25 protein-coding genes are annotated in these 26,424 nt (G+C 40.6%); 17 read left to right on the top strand and 8 right to left on the bottom strand.

Annotated elements, in window-relative coordinates; all coding sequences use genetic code 11:
- Nucleotides 1–11 precede the first annotated feature (11 nt).
- From xni to queF, 3 genes are all read right to left on the bottom strand, one after another.
- The gene (gene xni, locus ACHB7C_RS17860) at nt 12–767 is read right to left on the bottom strand and encodes a flap endonuclease Xni (protein ID WP_210831486.1); all 756 of its coding nucleotides are present in this window, start codon (nt 765–767) and stop codon (nt 12–14) included.
- 45 nt (nt 768–812) lie between these two features.
- Nucleotides 813–2,180, bottom strand: a complete 1,368-nt coding sequence (gene ppnN / locus ACHB7C_RS17855) for a nucleotide 5'-monophosphate nucleosidase PpnN (protein WP_042848998.1) — start codon at nt 2,178–2,180, stop codon at nt 813–815.
- Nucleotides 2,181–2,277: 97 nt separating this feature from the next.
- A complete protein-coding gene (gene queF / locus ACHB7C_RS17850; RefSeq protein ID WP_129466376.1) occupies nt 2,278–3,123 on the bottom strand; it encodes an NADPH-dependent 7-cyano-7-deazaguanine reductase QueF in 846 nt (281 codons plus the stop codon).
- Nucleotides 3,124–3,267: 144 nt separating this feature from the next.
- Between queF and syd the strand changes: the two genes are divergently transcribed.
- The gene (gene syd / locus ACHB7C_RS17845; protein WP_042848996.1) at nt 3,268–3,828 is read left to right on the top strand and encodes a SecY-interacting protein; all 561 of its coding nucleotides are present in this window, start codon (nt 3,268–3,270) and stop codon (nt 3,826–3,828) included.
- Between the two features lie 527 nt (nt 3,829–4,355).
- On the opposite strand, the gene ACHB7C_RS17840 is transcribed toward syd, so the two are convergent.
- Nucleotides 4,356–5,252: a DUF535 family protein gene (locus tag ACHB7C_RS17840; protein ID WP_042848995.1), complete on the bottom strand. Its 897-nt coding sequence runs from the start codon at nt 5,250–5,252 to the stop codon at nt 4,356–4,358.
- Nucleotides 5,253–5,500: 248 nt separating this feature from the next.
- On the opposite strand from ACHB7C_RS17840, the gene ACHB7C_RS17835 reads away from it, so the two are divergent.
- The 3 genes from ACHB7C_RS17835 to ACHB7C_RS17825 are packed head-to-tail and all read left to right on the top strand — an operon-like array spanning nt 5,501 to nt 7,075.
- Nucleotides 5,501–5,836 carry a YqcC family protein gene (locus tag ACHB7C_RS17835; RefSeq protein ID WP_042848994.1) on the top strand — a complete coding sequence of 112 codons (336 nt, stop codon included), beginning with the start codon at nt 5,501–5,503 and terminating at the stop codon, nt 5,834–5,836.
- Between the two features lie 7 nt (nt 5,837–5,843).
- Nucleotides 5,844–6,605: a tRNA pseudouridine(65) synthase TruC gene (gene truC / locus ACHB7C_RS17830; protein WP_042848993.1), complete on the top strand. Its 762-nt coding sequence runs from the start codon at nt 5,844–5,846 to the stop codon at nt 6,603–6,605.
- Nucleotides 6,606–6,622: 17 nt separating this feature from the next.
- On the top strand, nt 6,623–7,075 hold the full coding sequence (locus tag ACHB7C_RS17825) for a flavodoxin (protein WP_042848992.1): 453 nt from the start codon (nt 6,623–6,625) through the stop codon (nt 7,073–7,075).
- Nucleotides 7,076–7,157: 82 nt separating this feature from the next.
- Here the strand turns inward: ACHB7C_RS17825 and ACHB7C_RS17820 are convergent, their stop codons facing one another.
- The 4 genes from ACHB7C_RS17820 to map form a co-directional block, all read right to left on the bottom strand.
- Nucleotides 7,158–7,538, bottom strand: coding sequence for a DUF3461 family protein (locus ACHB7C_RS17820; protein ID WP_042848991.1), 381 nt, complete (start codon nt 7,536–7,538; stop codon nt 7,158–7,160).
- Between the two features lie 432 nt (nt 7,539–7,970).
- Complete coding sequence (gene dapD / locus ACHB7C_RS17815; RefSeq protein ID WP_395348079.1) at nt 7,971–8,798, bottom strand: 2,3,4,5-tetrahydropyridine-2,6-dicarboxylate N-succinyltransferase; 828 nt, start codon at nt 8,796–8,798, stop codon at nt 7,971–7,973.
- 62 nt (nt 8,799–8,860) lie between these two features.
- Nucleotides 8,861–11,497, bottom strand: coding sequence for a bifunctional uridylyltransferase/uridylyl-removing protein GlnD (gene glnD, locus ACHB7C_RS17810; RefSeq protein ID WP_048606321.1), 2,637 nt, complete (start codon nt 11,495–11,497; stop codon nt 8,861–8,863).
- Between the two features lie 108 nt (nt 11,498–11,605).
- The gene (gene map, locus ACHB7C_RS17805; RefSeq protein WP_042848988.1) at nt 11,606–12,403 is read right to left on the bottom strand and encodes a type I methionyl aminopeptidase; all 798 of its coding nucleotides are present in this window, start codon (nt 12,401–12,403) and stop codon (nt 11,606–11,608) included.
- A 679-nt stretch (nt 12,404–13,082) separates the two neighbouring features.
- Here map and rpsB point away from each other — a divergent pair.
- From rpsB to lpxA, 13 genes are all read left to right on the top strand, one after another.
- Nucleotides 13,083–13,808, top strand: coding sequence for a 30S ribosomal protein S2 (gene rpsB / locus ACHB7C_RS17800; RefSeq protein WP_004257504.1), 726 nt, complete (start codon nt 13,083–13,085; stop codon nt 13,806–13,808).
- A gap of 144 nt (nt 13,809–13,952) precedes the next feature.
- A complete protein-coding gene (tsf, locus tag ACHB7C_RS17795; RefSeq protein WP_042848987.1) occupies nt 13,953–14,804 on the top strand; it encodes a translation elongation factor Ts in 852 nt (283 codons plus the stop codon).
- A gap of 243 nt (nt 14,805–15,047) precedes the next feature.
- Nucleotides 15,048–15,776 carry a UMP kinase gene (pyrH, locus tag ACHB7C_RS17790; protein ID WP_042848986.1) on the top strand — a complete coding sequence of 243 codons (729 nt, stop codon included), beginning with the start codon at nt 15,048–15,050 and terminating at the stop codon, nt 15,774–15,776.
- A gap of 108 nt (nt 15,777–15,884) precedes the next feature.
- Entirely contained in the window at nt 15,885–16,442 is a 558-nt protein-coding gene (gene frr / locus ACHB7C_RS17785; protein WP_042848985.1) for a ribosome recycling factor, read from the top strand.
- A gap of 146 nt (nt 16,443–16,588) precedes the next feature.
- Nucleotides 16,589–17,782 carry a 1-deoxy-D-xylulose-5-phosphate reductoisomerase gene (ispC, locus tag ACHB7C_RS17780; RefSeq protein ID WP_042848984.1) on the top strand — a complete coding sequence of 398 codons (1,194 nt, stop codon included), beginning with the start codon at nt 16,589–16,591 and terminating at the stop codon, nt 17,780–17,782.
- 186 nt (nt 17,783–17,968) lie between these two features.
- Nucleotides 17,969–18,721 (top strand): polyprenyl diphosphate synthase, encoded by a 753-nt coding sequence (gene uppS, locus ACHB7C_RS17775; protein ID WP_042848983.1) that lies wholly within the window; start codon nt 17,969–17,971, stop codon nt 18,719–18,721.
- A 12-nt stretch (nt 18,722–18,733) separates the two neighbouring features.
- Nucleotides 18,734–19,594: a phosphatidate cytidylyltransferase gene (gene cdsA, locus ACHB7C_RS17770; protein WP_042848982.1), complete on the top strand. Its 861-nt coding sequence runs from the start codon at nt 18,734–18,736 to the stop codon at nt 19,592–19,594.
- A gap of 8 nt (nt 19,595–19,602) precedes the next feature.
- Complete coding sequence (gene rseP, locus ACHB7C_RS17765; protein WP_395348074.1) at nt 19,603–20,955, top strand: sigma E protease regulator RseP; 1,353 nt, start codon at nt 19,603–19,605, stop codon at nt 20,953–20,955.
- Nucleotides 20,956–20,997: 42 nt separating this feature from the next.
- The gene (gene bamA / locus ACHB7C_RS17760; RefSeq protein ID WP_042848980.1) at nt 20,998–23,412 is read left to right on the top strand and encodes an outer membrane protein assembly factor BamA; all 2,415 of its coding nucleotides are present in this window, start codon (nt 20,998–21,000) and stop codon (nt 23,410–23,412) included.
- An 89-nt stretch (nt 23,413–23,501) separates the two neighbouring features.
- Nucleotides 23,502–23,996 carry a molecular chaperone Skp gene (gene skp / locus ACHB7C_RS17755; protein ID WP_042848979.1) on the top strand — a complete coding sequence of 165 codons (495 nt, stop codon included), beginning with the start codon at nt 23,502–23,504 and terminating at the stop codon, nt 23,994–23,996.
- A gap of 3 nt (nt 23,997–23,999) precedes the next feature.
- Nucleotides 24,000–25,037 (top strand): UDP-3-O-(3-hydroxymyristoyl)glucosamine N-acyltransferase, encoded by a 1,038-nt coding sequence (gene lpxD / locus ACHB7C_RS17750; protein ID WP_042848978.1) that lies wholly within the window; start codon nt 24,000–24,002, stop codon nt 25,035–25,037.
- Nucleotides 25,038–25,165: 128 nt separating this feature from the next.
- Nucleotides 25,166–25,618 carry a 3-hydroxyacyl-ACP dehydratase FabZ gene (fabZ, locus tag ACHB7C_RS17745; protein ID WP_042848977.1) on the top strand — a complete coding sequence of 151 codons (453 nt, stop codon included), beginning with the start codon at nt 25,166–25,168 and terminating at the stop codon, nt 25,616–25,618.
- 1 nt (nt 25,619) lies between these two features.
- Nucleotides 25,620–26,417, top strand: a complete 798-nt coding sequence (gene lpxA, locus ACHB7C_RS17740; protein WP_042848976.1) for an acyl-ACP--UDP-N-acetylglucosamine O-acyltransferase — start codon at nt 25,620–25,622, stop codon at nt 26,415–26,417.
- The last annotated feature ends 7 nt before the right edge of the window (nt 26,418–26,424 follow it).

The following is a 26,424-nucleotide window of genomic DNA, read 5'->3' as shown; positions in this document are numbered from 1 at the left end:
TTTTTGTGTGTTTATTTAGTGTAGTAACGTAGTTGATTTAAATTACCTTGCAAAGCTATATCTGTTTTTAATGTTGCAATATCACGGCAAATCAATGCAATTTGCTGCTGATCGACTAACTTTTTTTGCCATTTTTCTTCTAGTTTCGATAAATGAGCAAATAAATTTTCAATTGAATGATATTGTTGTAAAAGCTGCGTTGCACTTTTAGGGCCAATCCCTGCAACCCCAGGCACTTTACTACTGCTAATACCGGCAAGCCCCCAGTAATCAGGGAGTTGCTCAGGTGTAACGCCAAATTCCTTCTCAATAAACGGAACATCGAGCCAGCGTTTTTGAAAATAATCACGAATTCGAATATTCGGAGATAATAATTGGCAATAACCTTTGTCTGTGGATACGATGGTAACTGTATGCCCCGACCCAGCAATGCGTGTTGCTAAGGTCGCCGCTAAATCATCTGCTTCATCTCCTTCAGATTGCCAGCAATGTATCCCCTTTTCTTGGAAAAGAGCAATGAGAGTTGGCAGTTCAGCTTGTAAATCCTCAGGCATAGGCTGTCGACCCGCTTTGTAATCGGGTAGTTTTTCATGACGCCAACTTTGATGCCGCCCTTCCTCATCAAATACCGCCACAATATGAGTTGCAGCGGTATGATTTAATAATTGGGATATGGCAGATAAGCAGGTTTCACCACACGGGCTTCCTTGCACCGCATGGATGCGGCGTATTAAGTTTAGTGCATCAATAATTAATAAATGGATCATAAATACGCCATACCTAAAATGTTTATCCTTACTTGTAGACCATACTTATTTTACAATTTCGTAGCAAGGCTCATAAGCTGTACCACCTGGTAGCTTCATGCGGTGCTGTTCTACGAAGCCTTGCAGTAAAATATCCATCCGTTTCATGAGTTCGGTATCACCGTGGATTTTAAATGGCCCGTGCTTTTCTATTGCCTTCATACCAAACTCTTTTACGTTACCAGCAACAATCCCAGAGAAAGCGCGGCGTAAATCAGAGGCCAGTTTTTCAGGTTCTTGACCAGGATGAAGGTTCAATGAAGCCATATTTTCATGCGTTGGTTCGAATGGGTGTTGTAAATCTTGAGCAATTTTAATTGACCAGTTGAAGCTATAGGCATCACCGGTGCTACGGCGGTTCTCTTTAACTTTTGGCATGCTTTGCTTCATTACTCGGGCGACTTCTTGGGCATCGTCAATAATGATTTGGTAATGCTTACTGGCATCTTCACCTAAGGTATGACGGATAAAGTCATCTAAAACGGTAAAATATTCAGCACTTTCTTTTGGACCCGTTAAGATAAGCGGCAGAACTTGTTCGCTGTTGGCTGGGTCCATTAAGATACCCAGTAAGTAAAGTAGCTCTTCAGCAGTTCCTACCCCCCCAGGGAAAATAATAATGCCGTGGCCTAATCGAACAAACGCTTCTAAGCGTTTTTCAATGTCAGGCATAATAATCAGCTCATTTACCAGTGGGTTAGGTGGCTCTGCGGCAATAATTGATGGCTCTGTTAAACCAATAAAACGGCTATTTTTATACTGTTGTTGAGCATGCCCTACAGCAGCACCTTTCATTGGTGCTTCCATTGCTCCTGGCCCACAGCCAGTACAAATATTGAGCTCACGTAAGCCAAGTTCGTTACCAACTTTACGACCATACTGGTATTCGATTTCATTAATGGAGTGACCGCCCCAGCACACAATCATGCTTGGGTCTTCATCAATATGTAATGCGCGGGCATTACGCAAAATGGAGAAAATCATATTAGTAATATGAGCTCCATTTTCAAGGTCTAAATGGAATTGTTCTTTTGCGTAGGTAATTTGTGCATGAACGAACAGGATATCACGTAATACTGAGAATAGGTTTGCTTGCAATGTACGGATGATTTTACCGTCAACAAAGGCTTTTTCTGGCGGGTCTATAAGTTCTAGTTTAACACCGCGCTCACGACGTAATACATTGATATCAAAATCTTTGCTTTTTTCTAATAGCTCTTTACTGCTATCAGTAAGGCTGCCTGAGTGTAGAACGGCTAAAGAGCAATTTCTAAATAATTGGTACAAATCGCTACTGGCCGTACGTTTTAGCATATCAACTTCAAGTTGAGATAGTAGATCCATAGATCCTAATGGACTGATATGAGTAATCAAGTAGTACTCCTTTACCCAGTGGGTTCTTGATATGTGAATTGTACTGTAAATGCATGGGTAACATTTACTTTCAATTGTTTTTCAACTACATGGATACTTATTGCCGTGCTAAACGACCTAATTCAGGCGTAAAATCCTCATTACTTCGCCATGGGTTAATATCAAGCCCTCCACGGCGAGTATAACGTGCATAAACACTTAATTTATCGGGTTTACACAGTTGTGTAATATCATTAAATATACGTTCAACACATTGTTCATGAAACTCATTATGATGGCGAAATGAAATTAAATAACGTAATAGGGCTTCACGATTAATTTTCGCACCGCAATAGTGAATTTGTACTGAACCCCAATCAGGTTGATTAGTAATTAAACAATTTGATTTTAACAAATGGCTAACTAAGGTTTCTTCGACGATATCTTCTTGCGTACTATTTGTTAAGTAGTCACGGTTAAATTCATAATTATTGATATCAATTTCCTGATCATCAATACATATCCCTTGCAATGGTTGGATAGGTTGATGGGAAAAATCATCTAATTTATAAAGTGTAACGCTAACCTTACCATTAGCACAGCGGCTTAAATCATTTTGCAAAACGCTTCGCACATTTTCCCAAGTTTCAAAGCATGTTTGGTTAAAGCTGTTGAGATATAGCTTAAAACTTTTGGATTCAATAAGGTTTTCACTATGGGCATCAACACTGATTGAACCAATCGCAACTTGAGGGACACCACGTTGATTTAGCCAAGAAAGCTCGTACATTGTCCAGATATCTGCACCATGAAAGGGAAGAGCATCGGCGTAGATCGCTAAAGGAGAGCGATTTAGGCTGCGAGGAACGGCTTGGAGTAATGTTGCATCATATTGGTCATGATAAGCCGTTTTTTTCCCTAACGTTAAATTATCAAGTGCGGGATTATTCTGGTAGTGTGACATATTGGTCCTTGTACTTCATAAACGAGAATGAGGTTAAAAGGCAGAAACTGGTACATTTTATTCGCCCGTAAACTTCTGCCATAATACCATTTATCCACCTTGTTGACGTCTTTCAATTTAACGCAGCTATAAAACCATATAAATATGAATACAACACTTTCTGTCGCATTGCATAACTTTACTGAGAAATATGTTTCTCAATGGCAACAACAAACTGGTTTACCGCCCGCTTCAACGGATTTATATGGTATTCCATCCCCTTGTATTGTTCGCACTGGCGAAAACTGGGTGTATTGGGAGCCTCAAACATTTCCAATTAAGGGTGCAACCTTGGATAAAGTCGCTACTGCATTAGATATCAATTTGCAAAGTGATATCCACACTTTTTATACCACTCAGTTAGCTGGTGATATGAAAGCGACATTTCGTGATATTACCCTTAATTTAGTGCAAGTTTGGAATGAGGATGACTTTATTCGCTTACAGGAAAATTTAATTGGCCATTTGGTCACTCAAAAGCGTTTAAAGCTGCCGCCAACGTTGTTTATTGCAACCTTAGATTCTGAACTTGAAATGATATCAATGTGTAATCTTAGTGGTGAAATAATCCTAGAAAAATTTGGTAGTAAAGAAAGACGAGTACTTTCTTCGAATTTAACCTGTTTTCTTGAAGAGCTGACTGTCATTGTGGAGCCAAAGGGGTAAGCACTTTATTACAACTTGGTGTAGGTAAAAGCTTACAATTAAGTTAAGCAATATCTTAAAGTTTTTTTCTTTTATAAGAATGATAATTATTTAACTTTTTATTTCATGGCGTTACTACCGTACGTGATATTTCATTTAATATTATTGAATTATTGCAAGCCATACTAGGTTGTTTTAGTAAGCGGTTTCATACATTCTTATCTCGCTGGACAGGGTAAGTCAGTTTAGCTTTTTATACCTAATTATAGGGTGTAAAAATTTTTAAAAGTAAGGCGAGGGATTGCTAAATAGGTTAAAACACCTATTAACATGCTTTTATTCAACAGGATGTTGAGTGACAGGATGTCATTTTGCAGGATGCATAAGTCCTAAAGCGTAAGCCAGTCAACCAAGGTTGACTGGCTTTTTTCCTGATAAATATTATAGAGTTAATAATAGGCTTTATTGGTTATGGTTCTTCAAGGCATTTTTATTAACGGCTAGTTATCATTTACATTCTTGCTAACGCAAGGCCTGCGAACGAAATATTAATGGCTGTTATGCTGGGAGTTTTTAGTTAATGACATAATAATTTCTTGGGTCATTGCATCGCGCAGCGCTTCGCGACGGCGAAACTCAGCTCGGCGTTGGCTTTTGACTGATTCTATATCGCGTACAGGCTCTTGAATTGGCAATTGGAACCAGCCGTCTGCGGTTTGCGTCCCATTGCACTCTAACCAAAAAGTATCATAACTTGATTTTAAATGTTGGCTCTTAATATGGCATTGGTTAGAAACGCCTAATATTGATTTTACATGGAAAAAAGTAGCGACAGCATAAACTGCGGACATTAATAAATTCTTAGGTCTCATGCCGTGCATTTGTTTAGTAATTAACCTAACTTGGTCAACACTTTGCTCGGTTGAAGGCCCTTGTAAGGAGCATACATAAAGTTGGCCTTCAGGGCCGAAAGAAAAACTCATTAAATAGATCTCATCACCTGTTTCATTTTTCAGGTGTAGAGTGAGGTCACCTTCTCTTGGGTATTGTGAATATATTAAGGTTAATTGAGCAAAATCCCCTGATTTTAACTCAATATTAGCCACAACAAGCCCTTCACGTTTATCACAAAACATGGCTTCGATAGCTTCAGGTTTAAATGTTGTTTCAACTAAATTAAGTGTATAGCTAGCCGTAAGCAACTTTTGCTTTCCAGTCCAAGCCTTATGAAGGTATTTATTAATCGGTCGTTCAATGAAATGAGGAACACCTTCAATTGCCGCCGAAAATTGAGCACAACGGTAGTTTTGGCACATTACCTGATAGTGTTTATATTGCTCAGTAGGAAGTTTAGTAATACGAATTTTTCTTTTTAATTCAACATATTTTGAGTTAAAAGCTCGCCAAACTTTATTTTCCTTACGCCACTGCTTTAGTAATCCCATAGATAAACCATTTTATTGTTAATTATTTTGTTTGCATTAAATTGAAAAACATTTGATTTTACTTTTATCAATCGAAACAAATCATCAACGAAACTTATCAAGTTAAGTCGAGCAGATAATTAAGCAGAAAATAATGGTATAGAGATATCAATAAACTTGTATTTCCTCGTTTTTAACCCCATTTATCCGACAGAATTGTGATGAAAAATAAAGTATATTTGCTTTGTGATAATTAAATAGGTTTAAGCATGAATATTGAACAACGCATTATTGAAAAACTTTGTCATCTAGAAGAGGAAATGAAATTAAAATCCCTTTGGAATGAACAGCCACCAAGTCCTGAAGCTTTTAAAAGTGTTGAACCCTTTTGTATTGATACAATGGAAGCTTCGGAATGGTTACAATGGGTTTTGATCCCTCGCTTGCAGATACTGATTGAGCAAAAAGCGGTATTGCCGACAAGCTTTGCAGTTGCCCCTTATTTTGAAGAGGCTTATAAGCATGACGAAGAAGAGCGTTATACATTGGTTATTCATCACTTGCGTGAGCTAGACGGCCTTTTTTCAGCGAAAACGAGCGGGTGAATAATTAATGCTGGAAATCATTTATCACGATGAGTATATGGTTGCGGTGAATAAACCGGCAGGTATGCTAGTGCATCGCAGTTGGTTAGATAGCAAAGAAACGGTGTTTGTCATGCAAACGCTGCGAGATCAAATTGGGCAATATGTGTATCCCATTCATCGGCTTGATAGGCCTACATCAGGTATATTGCTTTTTGCGTTGTCGAGTGAGGTTGCAAGGCTGTTAGCTGCACAGTTTGAAAGCCACCAGTTAGAAAAAGTATATCATGCTATCGTTCGTGGCTATTTAACCGAAGAGCAAACCATCGATTATCCACTCTTAGAAGAGTTAGATAAAATTGCGGATAAACACGCGTCTCGTGAGCCCGTTTTACAGGAATGTATTACTCATTGTAAGCCAATCGCCACCGTTGAATGCCCTATTGCTATCGGGCGCTACGACACATCTAGGTTCAGCTTGGTTGAATTAAGGCCGGAAACAGGCCGTAAGCATCAACTAAGAAGGCACATGTCTCACCTTCGTCATCCTATTATTGGCGATAGTAAACATGGTGATTTGCGGCAGAACCGGGGAGTTAATGCGAATTTTTCAGTATCACGACTGATGTTGCATGCCAGTTTATTAAATTTAAATCACCCGATAACAAAAGAAAATATATCACTAGTTGCGCCGTGGGACACACAATGGTTGTCATTAATTGAACAATTTGGGTGGTCAGATAAGGTTGTAAAGTTAGGAATAAACGTTATTAATTCGTCAAATGAATAAGAAATAGAGGGGGTGTTATGTCAAAAATAGGCATTTTTGTTGGAACTGTCTATGGTAACTCTTTGGCTGTTGCAGAAACGGCACAAGAAATTTTAGAACAGCAAGGGCATGAAGTGGTTGTCTTTGACGAACCTACCTTGAATGATTGGCAACACTACAATTCAGGTGAAGAAATTGCCTTAATTGTGACTTCATCTACAGGCCAAGGGGATTTGCCCGATACTATAGCGCCGTTGTTTAGTGAAATTAACGATGTTGTTGGTTATCAACCTGATTTACGTTACGGCCTAATTGCTTTAGGTGATAGCAGTTATGAAAGTTTTTGCGGGGCTGGGGTCCGTTTTGATGAGCTATTAGCCGAACAATCAGCTACACGTATTGGTGATATTTTATTTATTGATGCAATTGAAGTGGACACGCCAGAAGAATATGCGAAGAGTTGGATTGAAGCTTGGGCTGAGCTACTTTAAATGCCTGCACCGTGGGATTACCCATATTTATAATAAATAGCGGTAATGCTACGGCGCAGTATATAATCACTTCGCCTGTAAATTATTTACGGGTAAGTTTTTCGAGGTCAGCTTCAATTTCTGCAATTTTATTTGAAACAACATGTTCTAAATGGCGTAAGTCATCAAGAATTTTGTGTTTTAAATCAATATCAGTTTGCTCTGTTTGGCAAATTTGGTCTAGTTCTTCAATCGCATAACGTAGGTTAGTATTGATCTCGTTAATTTCTTTGAAATTATTACCGCCATCGGCAATCGTTTTACGTTGGCGTGGGTATTTGAATTTTACGCTTTTAGCGAAAAACTCCCCTTTATCTTTGCGAAAATAGATTTTTAAAATGTCATTATTCGCTTCTTGACGCAAGGAATAGCGGTCAATGTCTTGGGGGTTACTGATGCCTAAACTTTTCAAATTATCGTACATGTTAGCTCGCTTTACTGTAGGAACAGAGTCGGTAAACAAAGTGATAGTGTGAGCAAGGCCGTAACAATATCGGTCTATTTCCCTTTATGGTACTACTGGTTTAAAGACGTAGGTTGGAAATACCCTATTACGTCATTTTGCAATAGCATCATTATAATGAAAAATAAAATAATACAGTTTTATTGATGGTAAACGGCAAAAGTCACGGACATATTATGCGCGATTTCTTGAAATTGACAAACTTCTCTTTGCAATTAATGCGCTCAGATGAACCACAAAATGAAATATTAACGAAAGTGTATTGAATATGGCCACCCGATTTGCATACAAGGTATGCGCTTCGGGATAGCTTCATGTTTAACCTAATTACTATGAAATGATTACAAAAACTGAGTAATAGGTTTTTAGATGGTAAGTAGTGGCTGATAGGAATTATTCATCAATACTTCTTAATAATTCATTGATCCCTACTTTACTCCGTGTTTTCTCGTCGACCTTTTTAACAATAACAGCACAGTAAAGGCTATAGCTACCGTCTTTGGAAGGCAAGTTACCGGAAACAACGACAGACCCCGCAGGTACACGACCGTAAAAGATTTCGCCAGTTTCGCGATCATAAATTTTTGTGCTTTGTCCCAGATAAACCCCCATTGAAATAACGGAGCCTTCTTCAACAATCACACCCTCAACCACTTCTGAGCGAGCACCAATAAAGCAGTTATCTTCAATTATTGTCGGGTTTGCTTGTAATGGTTCTAAAACACCACCAATGCCAACGCCGCCAGATAAGTGAACATTTTTACCAATTTGCGCACAAGAGCCGACTGTCGCCCATGTATCAACCATGGTGCCTTCATCAACATAAGCCCCTATGTTGACGTATGATGGCATTAAGACGCTATTTTTAGCAATGTAAGCCCCTTTACGTACAGCGGCTGGTGGAACAACGCGAAAACCTTCTTTTTCGAAGCGAGCTTGGTCGTAGTCGGCAAATTTCATTGGGACTTTATCGAAATAACGGCTTTCAGCGCCATCAATGACTTGGTTATCTTGAATACGAAATGATAACAATACGGCTTTTTTGAGCCATTGATGTGTAACCCAAACACCAGCAATTTTTTCTGCGACACGTAATTTACCGCTATCAAGTAATGCAATAGTCTCTAAAACGGCTTGTTTTACTGGGATAGAGACGGTATTTGGTGTAATACTGCTTCTATCTTCGAATGCTTGTTCAATGATCGCCTGTAAATGCTGCATTGATTGTATTTCCCTCTTGAATGACATGAAAGTAAGCGTTGACCGCAATAATGCGATGAGCGCTATATTTTATCCTTCGATTTTAGGGCTTCTGTCAACCTTTCTGATAACTCTTGTTGCATATTTTTACTTAAGGCTTGGTGCTCTTTATCTGCTAACACAAAGAAATCTTCAACTTTTTCGCCAATAGTGGTGATCCGTGCGCCATATAGCGAAATTTCCATTTGAGCAAAAACATGCCCAATTCGCGCTAATAACCCTGGTTGATCTAAGGCAAATAATTCCATATAGGTACGGCGATCATTCGTTGAATGTAAAAAATTGACTTTTGTTGGAACCGTAAAATGACGTAATTTAGATGGAATAGTGCGTGGTTTTGGTAGCGAAATTTCAGGTTGTTGCACCGCTAGCAACAACATTTTACGGATATGTTCATATCTATCTTTCGACAATGCATTCCCGTTAGGCTCTAACACCACAAAAGTATCCATTGCCATATTATCTTTATTAGTAAAGATCTGCGCACTGTGAATACTTAAATTACGCCTATCAAGTTCACTAGCAACAGCTGCAAATAAATGGGGTTTATCATGGCACCAAATAAAAATTTCAGTGCCACCATGTTTAGGTTGGGTGCTTATCAGGACAAGCGGTTGGCTTAAATCATGCGCTAGCAAATGTTTGGCGTGCCAAGCCAGTTGTGATGGGGTGTGACGCAAAAAATAGTCGGCGTGACAACGGGACCAAAGCGCTTGCAATTTTTCTTCGTTAATAGGGGACTGCCGTAATAATGATAAAGCTTGATAACGGTGATGGCGGATACGTTGGCGCAAATCAGGCGTGCTTTGCATCCCTTGATTTAACTGGTGCTCAGTGGATAAAAATAACTCGCGGATTAAACTTTGTTTCCAGCTATTCCATAATGTGCTGTTGGTCGCGCAAATATCAGCGACGGTCAAGCACATTAAATAATTAAGACGCGAAACTGTTTTTACTTCAGCTGCAAACTGCTTAATGATATCGGGGTCTTGAATGTCCCGCCTTTGAGCGGTTACTGACATCAGTAAGTGGTTTTTTACTAACCAAGCGGCAAGACCTGCTTCTTTGCTCGAAAAACCATGTAATAAGGCGAAGTCATACACAAATTCGGCTCCAAGATCAGAATGATCTCCTGAACGCCCTTTAGCAATATCATGGAAAATAGCGGCTAGCCGTAAAATCTCAGGTTGAAGTAATTTAGGGTAAACACTGACACAAAGCGGGTGATCGCGGCGATTTTCTTCTAGGGTAAAACTATCAATTTTTTGCAAGACGCGAATTGTGTGTTCATCGACGGTATAAGCATGGAATAGGTCGAATTGCATTTGGCCAACAATATTGCTCCAAAGAGGCGTATAAGCGCTTAGGACACTGTGAAGGTGCATAGGGACAAACGCACCTTTGATTGCTCTTGGATGGCATAATATTTTAAGGAATAGTTTTCGTGCTTCTGGCAGTTCACAGAGCGGCTTCACAAGATTTCGTCGCGCAAAACGTAATTGCCGTAAAGTGGTTGAGTAAATCCCTGTAATATTGGGATAGCGGGCCATTTGGTAGAACATTTTTAAGATAGTGGCAGGCTGGTTAATGAATAGGTCATCATCAATCATATCAATTAACGAGCCACGAAGCTGGAATTGAGAATCAATAGGACGAGGCTTTTCATCGGGGTTGAGGGTCAAAATGGCTTCATCAAATAGTTGTAATAACATTTGATTTAGTTCTCTAACGCGCCGAGTGACACGATAAAAATCTTTCATCATTCGCTCAACAGGTTGGTTTTTATCACCTTGATAACCCAATAGATTGGCTACACTAAACTGGCGGTCAAATAACAGTCTATTATCATGGCGTTTAACCACTAAGTGTAAGGCGAAGCGAATTTTCCATAAAAAGACTAAACATTCTTTGAGTTCTTGGTGTTCCTCTTCGGTTAAAAAACCAAAACCCACCATTTCATCGACGGTTGTTGCCCCAAAGTGACGCCTACCTACCCATAGTAAGGTATGTATATCCCGCAAGCCACCAGGGCTGCTTTTAATATCAGGTTCTAAGTTGTAGCTAGTGCTATGGTAGCGTTGATGGCGTTCTTGTTGTTCTTCAATTTTAGCGGCAAAAAAGACAGCGGAAGGCCAAAATTCATCACTGAAAATCGTTTTTTGTAACTGTAAAAAGAGGGCAATGTCACCACAAATTAGCCTTGATTCAATTAAATTTGTTGCGGTTGTGAGGTCTGCATTGCCGGCTTCTATACATTCAGATAAAGAACGAACGCTATGACCAATATCAAAGCGAAGATCCCACAATAAAGTAATAAATTGCCCAATTTGAGCTGCTAATGTCTCAGGTAGTGGCTCTTTACTTAACACTAAGATATCAATATCAGAAAGTGGGTGCAGCTCATGACGGCCATAGCCACCAACCGCAATCAGTGACATCCCTGACTGTTTTTCAAATTTAAATGATTGCCAGAGACGAGTCAGTAAAGCATCGAGGTAGTCACTGCGAATATGAACTAGGTCAACGACATCTTTACCTTGGTTGAATGCTTCCTCTAGCCAATGGTCAAAATCATCGACATGTTGCCTTAAGGCACTGAGTTCAAGGTCGTGGGGACCAAATTGGTTTGGTGAGAGATAGGGAGTAGGAAGTGCCGTCATCTTTATCTTTCCGTAGTGATATCGATAGAAAAACTTATATCAGCTTACGGTTTTTTAGTAAAAATGAACAGAAAAAGAACCCCCTAATGTGAGGGGGTCTTCTTGGAATTAGGCGTTAACCAGAACCGCTGAGATAAATGGCTCTTCTTCTTTACGTAATGTTAAGATTTCACAACCGTTATCAGTAACGACTAAAGTGTGTTCATACTGTGCTGACCAACCTCGGTCTTTGGTTTTGACTGTCCAACCATCTTTCATGGTACGGATGCGGTGATCGCCAGTATTAACCATAGGTTCGATGGTAAATGCCATGCCTTTTTGTAGCACCACTCCACTATCATCAGCATCATAATGTAGAACTTGTGGTTCTTCATGGAACCCTTCGCCAATACCATGGCCACAATATTCACGTACAACTGAAAAGTCTTGTTTTTCAACAAACTCTTGGATGGCCTTTCCTAGGGTGCGTAAGCGAATACCCGGTTTAACCAGACGTAGGGCTAAGTACAGGCTATCTAATGTGACTTGGCAAAGACGCTCGCCTTGGATAGTCGGTTTCCCAACAATGAACATTTTAGACGTATCACCGTGGAAACCATTTTTGATCACCGTAACATCGATATTAACGATATCACCATCTTTTAAAATTTTATCTTCACTAGGAATTCCATGACAAATGACATCATTGACGGAAATACAAACGGATTTAGGGAAACCGTGATAGTTAAGACAGGCAGGGATAGCTTGCTGCGTTTCAACGATGTGTTGATGACAGAGGCGGTCCAATTCACCAGTGCTGACGCCCGGCACAACATGTGGCGCAATCATTTCTAACACTTCCGCTGCTAGCCTACCCGCAACACGCATTTTCTGAATATCTTCTTCAGTTTTGATAATAATAGCCATGAGTTTAATCCATTCATGCCACATATATTAATGGCATGTTTAATAAAGGGGGGTGAAAATAGGTTTGGTACCTTTTTTACATCAATAACACTTATGGTAACAGCCACCGCATTTCCTGCCAACTAGCTATCGATAGGAACCGATAGATTAAGTGTTTTTTAGATAGGTGAGTAGGGCGCTGAGGCTATACGAACCTAAGTGTTTTATAGCACAAAATGCACAGTAATGATGAAGATATCTTGAACGGAGAAATAACTCCGATAGAAAATAAGATTTTTACTCTACCAGCGTTTTTACCCTGCCCAAAGAGCGTCTATAATTGATTAATGGGAATATCATATTTCCCGAGTGAACCGCTTTTTAATCAATCTGCTTTTTTGTCATTTTTGTTAGCGAAAAAAACAACAAAAGTTGGCTTCTAAGTTGGATTTATGGTATAAAGCGCGCCGGCAATCCATATTATTTCTTCTCACTTTTTTGTGCATCAATGAATGCTGCTCAAATGTTGTTAGTCGGATAGAAAATTGGATATGCGATAAACTTAAACTCAATTGTGTAATAACACACACAAATCGACACGTGCTCCGGGGTGCTCTTATGCGTTTAAACGCAGCCATAGAGTCGGTAGCATGGGATTTGTGGAGGCATAACCCCAATTACTTATATACAGAGGTATTAAATGGCAACTGTTTCCATGCGCGATATGTTACAAGCGGGCGTACACTTTGGTCACCAGACTCGTTACTGGAACCCAAAAATGAAACCTTTCATTTTCGGCGCTCGTAACAAAGTTCATATCATCAACCTGGAAAAGACTGTTCCAATGTTCAACGAAGCTTTGGCTGAGTTAACTAAAATTGCTTCTCGTAAAGGCAAAATTCTGTTTGTCGGTACTAAACGTGCTGCAAGCGAAGCCGTTCAAGAAGCTGCTAACAGCTGTGATCAGTATTTCGTTAACCACCGTTGGTTAGGTGGGATGCTGACTAACTGGAAAACTGTTCGTCAGTCAATCAAACGTCTGAAAGATTTAGAAGTTCAGTCGCAAGACGGTACTTTCGATAAACTGACCAAGAAAGAAGCGCTGATGCGTACTCGTGAACTTGGTAAGTTAGAAAACAGCTTAGGCGGTATCAAAGATATGGGCGGTTTACCTGACGCTCTGTTCGTTATCGATGCAGACCACGAACACATTGCTATCAAAGAAGCAAACAATCTGGGTATCCCAGTATTTGCTATCGTAGATACTAACTCTGATCCAGATGGTATCGATTTCGTTATCCCTGGTAACGATGATGCAATCCGTGCAATCAAACTGTATCTGGGCGCTGTAGCAAGCACCGTTCGTGAAGGCCGTTCACAAGATCTGGCTGTTCAAGCAGAAGAAAGCTTAGTAGAAGCTGAATAATAAGGCTTAAGTCCTTATTTATAGGTATTGCTATACAGGTACTGCTATATGTTAGAAGGGGCCTGATAAAGGCCCCTTTTATATATGAATCAGAACTATCCACGTGAGGAAGACTCTCACGGGGAATATCGAGGAATAAATCACATGTCTGGAATTACCGCTGCATTGGTAAAAGAACTGCGTGAACGTACTGGCGCAGGTATGATGGAATGTAAAAAAGCACTTGTTGAAGCTAATGGCGACATCGAATTAGCGATCGATAACATGCGTAAATCAGGTCAAGCAAAAGCGGCTAAAAAAGCAGGTCGTGTTGCAGCTGAAGGTGTTATCCTGACCGAAGTTTTCAACGATGGCAAAACAGGCGCTCTGATCGAGCTGAACTGTGAAACTGACTTCGTTGCTAAAGATGCTGGTTTCTTAGCATTTGGTAAAGAAGTTTTAGCATCTGTTGTTGCGGACAAAAATGCAGATATCGAAGCGCTGAAAGCAAAATTCGAAGAAGCTCGTACAACTTTAGTTGCTAAAATCGGTGAAAATATCAATATCCGTCGTGTTGATATTCTGGAAGGCGCACAAGTAGGTAGCTACCTGCACGGTGCTCGTATTGGTGTTTTAGTCGCTGGCGAAGGCGCAGACGAAGAATTACTAAAACACATTGCTATGCACATCGCTGCAAGCAAACCTGAATATGTGACTCCAGATGATGTACCTGCGGATGTTGTTGCTCATGAGCATCAAATCCAGTTAGACATCGCAATGCAATCTGGTAAACCACGCGAAATCGCTGAAAAAATGGTTACTGGTCGCATGAACAAATTCACTGGCGAAATCTCTTTGACTGGCCAGCCTTTCGTAATGGACCCAAGCAAATCTGTTGGTGACTTACTGAAAGAAAAAGGTGCTACTGTTTCTAACTTCATCCGTTATGAAGTTGGTGAAGGTATCGAAAAAGTTGAAACTGACTTTGCAGCAGAAGTTGCTGCAATGAGCAAGTAAGCAACTTAAGGGCCGCCGATTGGCGGCTCTGTTTTATACACGTTATATTTCAAGCTGTATTAGCCTTGTTTTACGACTGCAAACGGAGAATAACTCCGCCCTCGGAGCCGTTGACATAACAGCAACATGTAGCTCGAACTATTTAGTGTATAACTGTCGTATTCTAATTTTAAATTTAGGTACGTAGAAAACCATTATTCTACGTGTGTTACCCCAATAAATAATCTGTTAGGACAGAACACCATGGCAACCAATGCAAAACCCGTTTATCAACGTATTCTGCTTAAATTAAGTGGCGAAGCCTTACAAGGTGCAGAAGGTTTTGGTATCGATGCTAGCGTTTTAGATCGTATGGCTCAGGAAATTAAAGAACTCATAGAACTGGGTATACAGGTCGGTGTGGTTATTGGCGGTGGTAACCTGTTTCGTGGTGCTGGTTTGGCACAAGCTGGCATGAACCGTGTTGTCGGCGACCACATGGGGATGCTAGCGACAGTGATGAACGGGCTCGCTATGCGTGATGCGTTACACCGTGCATATGTGAATGCAAGGTTAATGTCTGCGATTCCACTAAACGGTGTCTGTGATAATTATAGCTGGGCTGAAGCAATCAGCTTATTACGCCACGGCCGTGTTGTTATTTTTTCTGCCGGAACAGGGAATCCATTTTTTACAACGGACTCAGCGGCATGTCTACGTGGGATTGAAATTGAAGCGGATGTGGTATTAAAAGCCACTAAAGTTGATGGTGTATATTCAGCAGATCCAGCTAAAGACCCTGAAGCAGTTCTTTATGAAACCCTGAGCTATCAAGATGTTCTGGAACGTGAACTTAAAGTGATGGACTTAGCTGCCTTCACTCTGGCGCGCGATCATAACTTACCTATTCGTGTTTTTAACATGAATAAGCCGGGCGCTTTACGCCGTGCCGTAATGGGTGAAAATGAAGGTACCCTGATTTCTCACAATTAATACTCAGAGACATAACCTGAGTTTAAATGTATTATCTAACATAAATTCAGACTATTTAAGCGAGGTCGCATCGCGGCCTTTAATAACCAGTTCTTAAGGGTTGAAAACGTGATTAATGAAATCCAAAAAGATGCTCAAGACCGTATGGAAAAGAGCCTAGAAGCATTTAAAAACCAAATTAGCAAAGTCCGTACAGGCCGTGCATCTCCAAGCCTCTTAGATGGCATCACTGTTGAATATTACGGTTCAGCAACACCTCTACGTCAGTTAGCTAACGTGACGGTTGAGGACTCCCGTACATTAGCAATTTCTGTTTTTGACCGTAGCATGTCACCGGCTATTGAAAAAGCGATTATGGCTTCTGATTTAGGTTTGAACCCTTCATCGGCAGGTACAGTTATCCGTGTTCCACTTCCTCCATTAACGGAAGAACGCCGTAAAGACTTAATCAAAGTGGTTCGTGGTGAAGCAGAACAAGGCCGTATCGCAGTTCGCAACGTTCGCCGTGATGCTAACGATAAAGTCAAAGCTTTACTGAAAGATAAAGAAATTAGTGAAGATGACGAGCGCCGTTCACAGGATGAAATCCAAAAGCTGACTGATAGCTACATCAAGAAAGTTGATGAGTCATTAGCGCAAAAAGAAACGGAATTGATGGAGTTTTAATCCATCTTGATATAAAGCCACCAAAGCATACCGTAAAAAGTATGTGTTAGTGTGGCTTTATTGTTTTCATATCTATTAAAAAATCCTTTCTAACCTCTAAGCTGATATAATCTCAGTATTGATTTAATACAGAGTAACCAATCACTATGAAACGTCTGACAATCCTAGGTTCCACAGGCTCAATTGGTACAAATACACTTTCTGTTGTTCGCCAAAACCCCGAAAAATTTCAAATTCTTGCTTTAGTCGCAGGGCAAAACGTTGCTGAAATGGCTAAACAATGCCTTGAGTTTAATCCGAAATATGTATCAATGGCGGATGAGTCTTCAGCCAAAGCATTACGGGCTATTTTGACTGAAAATAACAATAAAACGGAAGTGTTGTCAGGAAACCAAGCTGCAATTGAGCTCGCAGGGCTTGACGATGCTGACCAAGTTATGTCAGCGATTACTGGTGTGGCGGGCTTACTTCCTACTTTAGCCGCGATCAGAAAAGGCAAAAGAATATTATTAGCGAATAAAGAGTCTCTGATTACGAGTGGCCGTTTATTCTTTAATGAGATTCGTCAACACAATGCGACAGTTTTTCCTATTGATAGTGAGCATAACGCTATTTTTCAAAGCTTACCTGAAGTTATTCAGCTTAATTTAGGGTTTGCTGATCTATCTGCTTCTGGTATATCAAGTATTGTTTTAACTGGCTCAGGCGGCCCTTTTAGAGATACCCCATTATCTCATTTTGATAACGTGACACCTGATGAAGCCTGCAATCACCCGAATTGGTCGATGGGAAGAAAAATTTCAGTAGATTCGGCGACAATGATGAATAAAGGGCTAGAATATATTGAAGCTTGTTATTTCTTCAATGCGAGTGCTGAGCAGATGGAGGTCATTATTCACCCTCAGTCAGTTATCCATTCAATGGTACGGTATAAAGATGGCAGTGTGATTGCTCAATTGGGTACGCCTGATATGCGCACACCAATTTCATATAGTATGGCTTATCCTCAACGTATAATGTCTGGTGCAGAACCTCTCGATTTTGCCACTCTTTCATCATTAACGTTTGTTCAGCCAGACTATCAACGTTATCCTTGTTTGAAGTTAGCTATAGATGCTTGCCATGAAGGCCAAGCGGCAACAACTGCATTAAATGCAGCAAATGAAGTGGCCGTTGCCGCTTTCCTTAACGGTAAAATTCGTTTTACAGATATAGCAAAAATTAACCACAAAGTACTAGATGCACAAGTTTTTTCTGAACCAGTTTCTATTGATGAGGTCTTAGAAATCGATGAGCAAGCCCGCAAAAATGCGGTAAAAATAATCGCTCAGGCAGTTTAACCTCAGTATGTGATTTATTTAGTTGCTGATAGCCACATTATATCTTTAATATGTGATGTGTTTAAAAAAAGAAAGATAACATAGTATTTTGTAGCGAATTAAGGATGTGTCTTATCAGCAAACTTAATAATAGTGGTTATTATTGGGCTGTATTTTTAAAGCAGTACTCACAAGGATTAACATTTAATGAACTCTAGTGGTGAAAATCTCTCTGATTCGATGATACCTAAGCATGTCGCTATCATTATGGATGGTAATGGGCGATGGGCTAAACAGAGAGGAAAACTCAGAATTACAGGTCATAAGGCAGGTGTTGAATCTGTTCGTAATTCAGTGCGTTTTGCGGTAAAAAATAAAATTAGCTCCCTTACACTGTATGCATTTAGTAGTGAAAACTGGAGACGGCCAGAAAAAGAAGTGAGTTCTTTGATGGAATTATTTGTTTTTGCTCTCGACAATGAAGTTAAAAACCTGCATAAAAACAATGTAAAATTAAAGGTTATCGGTGATGTAAGTCGTTTTAGTGATCGTCTCAAAAAAAGAATCGATAAGGCAGAGGCACTCACGCAAAACAATACAGGTTTGAAACTGAATATTGCCGCAAATTACGGTGGCCGTTGGGATATAACCAACAGTGTGAAACAGGTATTTTCGAAAGTACAAAATGGTGAACTCTCTATTGATGATATCAATGAAGAAACCATTAATAGTGAAATTTGTATGCATGACCAAGAAAATGTCGATTTGGTTATAAGAACAGGAGGGGAGCATCGCATCAGCAACTTCCTGTTATGGCAAGTCGCTTATGCGGAATTTTATTTCACCAACGTTTTGTGGCCAGATTTTGATGAAATGGTGTTTCAGGATGCAGTTGATGCTTTTAGTAAGCGCGAGCGTCGTTATGGTGGAGCTGAATCAGATGATGAACTCGTCAAATAATAGGGGAAAGATGTGCTGAAATACCGTTTACTTACTGCAATAGTATTAATACCAATCGTTATTGCAGCTTTGTTTTTGCTTTCTCCAGCAAATTTTGGTTTTGTCGTGATTGCAGTTTGTGCATTAGGTGCTTGGGAATGGGCGCAGTTCGCAGGCTGGCATTCGCAAGTTAAACGTATAGGGCTAGCTATTGTTTTTGCAATAATATTGCTTGCGGTTCAATTAGCTGTTCCTGATATAACATCATTTTCCTCTGAGCCGATGATCCTCTACGGCTTGTGGGCCGGTCTGGCATGGTGGGTTGTCGCAATTCTTTTAGTCGTGACTTATCCTGCATCGGCATCGTGGGGTAAATCGGTCATTGTCCGCTTGCTGTTCGGTGCATTAACTATTATTCCATTTTATTGCGGCATGATGGTACTTAGAACTATTGGTTATCAAAGTGATACATCCTTTGGTGCATGGTGGTTATTGTACGTTATGTTACTTGTTTGGGGGGCTGATTCAGGTGCTTATGCATTTGGCCGCACCATTGGGCGGAATAAAATGGCGCCGAAAGTTTCTCCTGGGAAAACATGGGAAGGTTTAATTGGGGGCTTGATTACCGCAGGGGTGATATCGTGGTTGTTTAGCACATTTGCACCAATCCCTGTGATGCCTGATTATTTGCTAGTGACTTCGATTATTGTTGTTGTAGTATCTGTGTTTGGTGACCTAACAGAAAGTATGTTTAAACGTCAATCAGGTATTAAAGACAGTAGCCACTTAATTCCGGGGCATGGCGGTATTCTTGACCGAATTGATAGCCTGACAGCAGCGATTCCAGTTTTTGCTGGGCTAAATTTGTTAGTTTTTAACGGTTTTGGTCTTTAGGAAGATAAATGGGATTTATTTGGAGCTTAGCGGCGTTTATTATTGCGATTGGTGTGCTGATTACAGTACATGAATTAGGGCACTTTTGGGTTGCTCGCCGTTGTGGTGTTTATGTTGAGCGTTTCTCCATTGGTTTTGGGAAAACGTTATGGCGTAAGGTAGATAAACAGGGTACTGAGTTTGTATTAGCAATGATCCCGCTAGGGGGCTATGTCAAAATGCTTGATGAGCGAGTTGGCGAAGTTTCTCCTGAGCGTCGGCACCAAGCATTTAACAATAAAACGGTTGGGCAGCGGGCTGCCATTGTTAGTGCAGGGCCAATTGCGAACTTTTTACTTGCTATTGTTGTCTACTGGGTAGTATTTATGATTGGTGTTCCTTCGGTGAAACCAATTATTGAGGATGTAAAAAGCGGTTCTATCGCCGCCATAGCAAATTTTGAACCAAAAATGGAACTAAAAGCCATTGATGGTATCGAAACACCTGATTGGAATTCAGTGCGTTTGGCATTGGTCGGTAAAATTGGTGACCGTGAATTAACGGCTCAAGTATTGCCACAGGGCTACAGTGAGCCGATTACAAAAACGGTTGATTTAACCAATTGGCAATTTGATCCAGAAAAACAAGACCCGATACTGTCTATTGGCATTATGCCAGTATCTGTGAGAATTGACCCTGTTATTCAAAAAGTCACTGAAGGTTTGGCTGGTGAACGTGCGGGTTTACAGCCGGGTGATAGAATTGTTAGTGTTAACGGGGAAGCATTGGGTCTTTGGAATCCAGTGACGCGTATTATTCGTAATAACCCTGGAATACCATTGAAACTTGAGGTAGAGCGGTCACAACATTTGATCCCTCTCACTCTAACCCCTGACAGCCAAAATGGTCAGCGTGGTGAAAAAATTGGGTTTGCGGGCGTTGAACTTTCAGTGTTACCGTTAGCGGATGAATATAAAATGGTACAGCAGTATGGGCCATTTTCTGCGTTTTACCAAGCCAGTGATAAAACGTGGCAGTTAATGAAATTAACGGTCAACATGATGGGTAAACTGGTTGTTGGGGATGTCAAACTCAATAACTTAAGCGGTCCGATATCTATCGCAAAAGGTGCGGGGGTATCAGCCGAATCAGGCTTGGTGTATTATTTGATGTTTATTGCGCTTATTAGCGTCAATTTAGGTATCATCAATCTGTTTCCACTGCCTGTTTTAGATGGGGGGCACTTGCTCTTCTTGTTAATTGAAAAAATTAAAGGAAGTCCAGTGTCTGAGCGAGTACAAGACTTTAGTTTTCGGATAGGTGCAATGGCATTGATTCTGTTAATGGGACTTGCACTTTTTAATGATTTCTCTCGCTTCTAATTTTTATAAGCTGGGGACCAGTAAGGAATACGCATAACAACGATGGCGATGAAAAAGTTGCTCATAGCGTCGCTGCTTTTCAGCAGCGCCACTGCATACAGTTCAGACGGATTCGTAGTTAAAGACATTCGTTTCGAAGGTCTACAACGCGTCGCCGTTGGTGCAGCATTATTGAACATGCCAGTTAGGGTCGGTGATTCGGTTGATAACGAAGATATCAGTCGTTCGATTCGTTCCCTATTTTCAACCGGTAACTTCGAAGATGTTAGGGTCCTGCGTGATGGAAACACGCTGATCGTTCAAGTTAAAGAGCGCCCAACTATCGCAAGTATCACTTTTACAGGTAATAAATCTGTCAAAGATGACATGCTTAAGCAGAACTTGGAAGCTTCAAATATCCGTGTTGGTGAGGCGCTTGACCGCACAACAATTGCGAATATTGAAAAAGGCTTAGAAGACTTTTACTACAGTGTAGGTAAATATAACGCGACAGTAAAAGCGGTTGTAACGCCTTTACCACGTAATCGTGTTGACCTAAAATTTGTTTTCTCTGAAGGTGTTTCTGCGCAAATTCAGCAAATTAACATTGTTGGTAATAAAAATTACACGACTGCAGAATTAGTCAATAAACTGCAATTGCGTGATGATGTACCATGGTGGAACCTTGCTGCTGACCAAAAATATCAGAAACAAAAATTGGCGGGTGACTTAGAAACACTTCGCAGTTTTTACCTTGATCGCGGTTACGCTCGTTTCAATATAGATTCAACCCAAGTTAGTCTGACACCAGACAAAAAAGGAATTTATATTACGATTAACATTACCGAAGGCGACCAGTATAAAATTTCTGGTGTTGAGGTTAATGGTAATACAGCAGAACACTTAGCTGAAATCCAAGAGCTAATCACTATCACTCCGGGTGAGCTGTATAACGGTGCGCAAGTGACACGCATGGAAAACCAAATTAAAGAAATGTTTGGTCGCTATGGCTATGCTTATCCTCGGGTTATGACTCAACCTGAAATTAATGATGAAGATAAAACAGTTAAGTTGCATCTCAACATTGATGCTGGTAACCGTTTCTATGTACGTGAAATTCGTTTCCAAGGGAATGATACCAGTAAAGATACTGTTCTGCGCCGTGAAATGCGTCAGATGGAAGGCGCTTGGCTTGGTAATGACCTTGTCGAATTAGGTAAAGAACGCCTCAATCGTACTGGTTTCTTTGAAACTGTTGATGTTGAAACTCAACGTGTACCAGGAAGCCCTGACCAAGTTGACGTTATCTACAAAGTTAAAGAACGTAATACGGGTTCTATGAACTTTGGTATCGGTTTTGGTACTGAGAGTGGTGTAAGTTTCCAAGTCGGTGTAACACAAGATAACTGGTTAGGAACGGGGAATGCGGTTGGTATTAACGCAAGTAAGAATGACTATTCAACAAACGTTGAATTCTCATTTACTGATCCTTACTTCACCGTTAACGGTGTGAGTTTAGGTGGGCGCATTTTCTATAATGATTTTAGTGCGAAAGATGCAGATCTATCAGGCTATAACAACAAAACGTATGGTTTAGATAGTTTCTTAAGTTTCCCATTCAATGAGAATAACTCTTTCCGTGTTGGTGCCGGTTATGTACATAACCGACTTTCTGATATGCGTGCACAAGCTGCGATGTGGGATTACCTTGATTCTATGGGTAAAAATCCACCAGTCACAGAAAATGGGCGTAATAAAGAAAGTTTTGATGCAGATGACTTCACGCTTAACTTAGGTTGGACTTACAACTCGTTAAACCGCGGTTTCTTCCCGACATCAGGTAATAAAACTAACTTGTCTGCTAAAGTGACTATTCCTGGTTCTGATAACGAATACTATAAACTGCGTTTTGATACAGCACAGTATTACCCATTGGATGAAGACGAATCGTGGGTGGTTCTTGGCCGTGCACAAGCGGGTTATGGGGATGGTATCGGTAGTAAGCAAATGCCATTCTATGAAAACTTCTATGCGGGTGGTTCTAGCACCATTCGTGGTTTCCGCTCGAACAATATCGGTCCGAAAGCGGTTTACCTGAAGAAAATTAATGGTAAAGATCAACCTGAACCTGGAAGTCCATCAAGTGATGCGGTCGGTGGTAATGCTATGTACGCAGCATCATTTGAGTTAATTACCCCTACACCATTTATTGACGAGAAATATTCGAATTCTGTTCGTACTTCTTTGTTTGTCGATGCTGGTACGGTATGGGACACAAATTGGAACAGTATTCCCGCTGCTTGGCGTGCAGGTATGCCTGACTATGGTAAAGCAAGTAATGTCCGTGCTTCTGCGGGTATTGCTTTACAATGGATGTCTCCTCTTGGGCCATTGGTATTCTCTTATGCGCAGCCAATTAAGGACTACGAAGGGGATAAATCAGAACAGTTCCAATTTAATATTGGTAGAACGTGGTAATCTACTCTAGTTTCTATCTATGAAGGCTCCCATAATTTTGTGGGAGCAACCAAAATTTCCAGCCATACATATGGGTTAAGGAGTTTAGTGTGAAAAAATTGTTGTGTGCAGCGGGTGTTAGTATTGCTTTAGCAATGTCTGCGGGTGCTTATGCTGAGAAAATCGCTATTGTAAATGTTGGTGAAATTTTCCAAAAAATGCCTGCACGTGAAGCCGTTGCTAAACAGCTTGAGAGTGAGTTCAAAAGTCGCGCAACTGAGTTACAAAATCTAGAGAAAGATTTACAAGCTCGAGTTGATAAATTGCGCCGTGATGGTGCAACTATGAAGAAAACTGAACGTGAAAAACTTGAAGCAGAACTCATGACTAAACGTGACCAGTTCGCTGAAAAAGCTCAAAAATTTGAAGAAGACAACCGTCGTCGTCAAGGTGAAGAGCGTACTAAAATTTTAACACGTATTCAGGATTCTATTAAATCTGTAGCTGCTAAAGAAGGCTATGATGTTGTTATCGATGCAAATGCAGTTGCTTATGCAAAAGATAGCGTAGACATCACCAGTCAGGTTCAAAAACAGGTTAAATAATAGATGTCTTCAATTCGATTGGCTGACCTTGCTCAGCAGTTGAATGCGCAACTACATGGTGATGGCGATATTGTCATCACCAGTATTGCTCCAATGCATTCAGCGAATAATCAACAGATTACTTTTCTATCTGATAGCCGTTATAGTGATAAATTGGCTGATTGCCAAGCTGCAGCGGTTGTTCTCACAGCAAAAGATCTTGCAGCCTGTAAAGTCGCAGCATTGGTTGTGGATAACCCATACCTTGCTTATGCGCACATGGCTCAAATTATGGATACAACTCCGAGCCCAGCTGAAAATATCCATCCCTCCGCAGTGATTGCAGAAGACGCAAAACTCGGTGAGAATGTGGCAATAGGTGCAAATGCCGTTATCGAAAGTGGTGTAATCCTAGGCGATAACGTGGTGATTGGCGCAGGTTGCTTTGTGGGTAAAAACACACGTATAGGTGCAGAGACCCGTTTGTGGGCAAATGTGAGTGTGTACCACAATATTGAAATTGGCGAGCAATGCTTGGTTCAATCCGGAACAGTGATTGGTTCCGATGGGTTCGGCTATGCAAATGATCGTGGTAATTGGGTCAAAATCCCCCAATTAGGCACCGTAATTATTGGTTCACGAGTAGAAATCGGCGCAAATACAACGATTGATCGTGGTGCATTGGATAACACAATAATTGGCAATGGGGTTATCATCGATAATCAGTGTCAAATTGCACACAATGTCATTATTGGTGATAATACAGCAGTTGCTGGTGGTGTCATCATGGCGGGCAGTTTAAAAATTGGCCGTTATTGTATGATTGGTGGTGCCAGTGTAATCAATGGCCATATGGAAATTTGCGATAAGGTAACGGTAACGGGAATGGGTATGGTCATGAGACCAATCACTGAGCCGGGAGTTTACTCTTCAGGTATTCCTTTACAGCCTAATAAAGCTTGGCGTAAAACAGCTGCTTTAGTCTTAAATATCAATGAGATGAATAAGCGGCTGAAACATGTTGAGCGTGAATTAGATAGCCAAAATCAAAAAAATCAGTAATCATTTTGTAATTCAGGCTAAAATAGTCATCTGAGTTACGTTTTCCGGCCTGCCAGTTAACCTAATTTATGGTTAAAGCGGGCCGATTCATTAATTAAACCGTATTAATAGACAGGAAGAGTATTTCGATGAGTGATAATCATACTCTGAATATAGAAGAAATTTTAGAACTGCTTCCGCACCGTTATCCATTTCTTTTGGTTGACCGTGTATTAGATTTCGAAGAAGGCAAATCTTTGCGCGCAGTAAAAAATGTCTCATTTAATGAGCCATTTTTCCAAGGTCATTTTCCAGGCAAACCTATATTTCCTGGCGTGTTAATTTTAGAAGCAATGGCTCAAGCCACAGGTATTCTTGCGTTTAAAAGCGCCGGTAAATTAGAACCTGGTGAACTGTACTATTTTGCTGCGATTGATAATGCACGTTTTAAACGTCCGGTTCTACCTGGAGACCAAATGGTCTTAGAGGTTGAATTCATTAAAGAACGTCGTGGTGTAGCACGTTTTAAAGGTGTTGCAAAAGTTGATGGAGAAGTGGCCTGCGAAGCAGAAATGATGTGCGCCCGTCGTCGTGAGGTCTGATATGATTGACAAAACAGCCTATGTCCATCCCTCATCTATCGTAGAAGATGGGGCTAGTATTGGAGCCAATGTTAGAATTGGCCCTTTTTGTTATATTGGCGCGAATGTTGAAATTGGCGAAGGTACAGAGCTGAAATCCCACGTTGTGGTCAATGGCCATACAAAGATCGGCTGTGATAATGTCATTTTTCAATTCGCATCAATTGGCGAAATAAACCAAGACCTTAAATACCAAGGTGAACCAACACGTGTTGAAATTGGTGATAGAAACCGTATTAGAGAAAGCGTAACTATTCACCGAGGCACTGTCCAAGACGTAGGGCTGACCAAGATCGGTGATGATAACCTGTTAATGGTTAACGTCCATGTTGCTCATGATTGCCTGATTGGCAATCGATGCATCATTGCCAATAATGGGACATTAGGTGGTCATGTTACATTAGGTGATTACGCCATAATTGGTGGGATGACAGCTGTACATCAGTTTTGTAAAATTGGTGCACATGTTATGGTCGGTGGCTGCTCTGGTGTTGCACAAGATGTTCCTCCTTATGTTATTGCGCAAGGGAATCATGCGACCCCATTTGGTTTAAACCTTGAGGGTTTAAAACGTCGCGGTTTTGAAAAAGACTCGTTGCATGCAATTCGTAATGCATACAAAACGTTATATCGTTCAGGGAAATCGTTAGAGGAAGCTCGTGAAGAAATCGCGGAAGCTGCAAAGCTTAATGAGTACGTTAAAGTATTCAGCGATTTCTTGGAAGATTCTGCGCAATCCAAACGTGGTATTATCCGTTAATCCCTAC

Source organism: Providencia sp. 2024EL-00732 (assembly GCF_044006275.1).
Classification (GTDB): Bacteria; Pseudomonadota; Gammaproteobacteria; order Enterobacterales; family Enterobacteriaceae; genus Providencia; species Providencia huashanensis.
Note: the sequence above shows the minus strand (reverse complement) of the source record. Positions and strands in the feature narration are given on the sequence as shown.

What these genes read in the sequence shown, in the direction of transcription:
- xni (WP_210831486.1), bottom strand. Translation starts at nt 767, where the DNA reads ATGATCCATTTATTAATTATTGATGCACTAAACTTAATACGCCGCATC.
- queF (WP_129466376.1), bottom strand. Translation starts at nt 3,123, where the DNA reads ATGTCACACTACCAGAATAATCCCGCACTTGATAATTTAACGTTAGGG.
- syd (WP_042848996.1), top strand. Translation starts at nt 3,268, where the DNA reads ATGAATACAACACTTTCTGTCGCATTGCATAACTTTACTGAGAAATAT.
- ACHB7C_RS17840 (WP_042848995.1), bottom strand. Translation starts at nt 5,252, where the DNA reads ATGGGATTACTAAAGCAGTGGCGTAAGGAAAATAAAGTTTGGCGAGCT.
- ACHB7C_RS17835 (WP_042848994.1), top strand. Translation starts at nt 5,501, where the DNA reads ATGAATATTGAACAACGCATTATTGAAAAACTTTGTCATCTAGAAGAG.
- truC (WP_042848993.1), top strand. Translation starts at nt 5,844, where the DNA reads ATGCTGGAAATCATTTATCACGATGAGTATATGGTTGCGGTGAATAAA.
- ACHB7C_RS17825 (WP_042848992.1), top strand. Translation starts at nt 6,623, where the DNA reads ATGTCAAAAATAGGCATTTTTGTTGGAACTGTCTATGGTAACTCTTTG.
- ACHB7C_RS17820 (WP_042848991.1), bottom strand. Translation starts at nt 7,538, where the DNA reads ATGTACGATAATTTGAAAAGTTTAGGCATCAGTAACCCCCAAGACATT.
- dapD (WP_395348079.1), bottom strand. Translation starts at nt 8,798, where the DNA reads ATGCAGCATTTACAGGCGATCATTGAACAAGCATTCGAAGATAGAAGC.
- glnD (WP_048606321.1), bottom strand. Translation starts at nt 11,497, where the DNA reads ATGACGGCACTTCCTACTCCCTATCTCTCACCAAACCAATTTGGTCCC.
- map (WP_042848988.1), bottom strand. Translation starts at nt 12,403, where the DNA reads ATGGCTATTATTATCAAAACTGAAGAAGATATTCAGAAAATGCGTGTT.
- rpsB (WP_004257504.1), top strand. Translation starts at nt 13,083, where the DNA reads ATGGCAACTGTTTCCATGCGCGATATGTTACAAGCGGGCGTACACTTT.
- tsf (WP_042848987.1), top strand. Translation starts at nt 13,953, where the DNA reads ATGTCTGGAATTACCGCTGCATTGGTAAAAGAACTGCGTGAACGTACT.
- pyrH (WP_042848986.1), top strand. Translation starts at nt 15,048, where the DNA reads ATGGCAACCAATGCAAAACCCGTTTATCAACGTATTCTGCTTAAATTA.
- ispC (WP_042848984.1), top strand. Translation starts at nt 16,589, where the DNA reads ATGAAACGTCTGACAATCCTAGGTTCCACAGGCTCAATTGGTACAAAT.
- uppS (WP_042848983.1), top strand. Translation starts at nt 17,969, where the DNA reads ATGAACTCTAGTGGTGAAAATCTCTCTGATTCGATGATACCTAAGCAT.
- rseP (WP_395348074.1), top strand. Translation starts at nt 19,603, where the DNA reads ATGGGATTTATTTGGAGCTTAGCGGCGTTTATTATTGCGATTGGTGTG.
- bamA (WP_042848980.1), top strand. Translation starts at nt 20,998, where the DNA reads ATGGCGATGAAAAAGTTGCTCATAGCGTCGCTGCTTTTCAGCAGCGCC.
- lpxD (WP_042848978.1), top strand. Translation starts at nt 24,000, where the DNA reads ATGTCTTCAATTCGATTGGCTGACCTTGCTCAGCAGTTGAATGCGCAA.
- fabZ (WP_042848977.1), top strand. Translation starts at nt 25,166, where the DNA reads ATGAGTGATAATCATACTCTGAATATAGAAGAAATTTTAGAACTGCTT.
- lpxA (WP_042848976.1), top strand. Translation starts at nt 25,620, where the DNA reads ATGATTGACAAAACAGCCTATGTCCATCCCTCATCTATCGTAGAAGAT.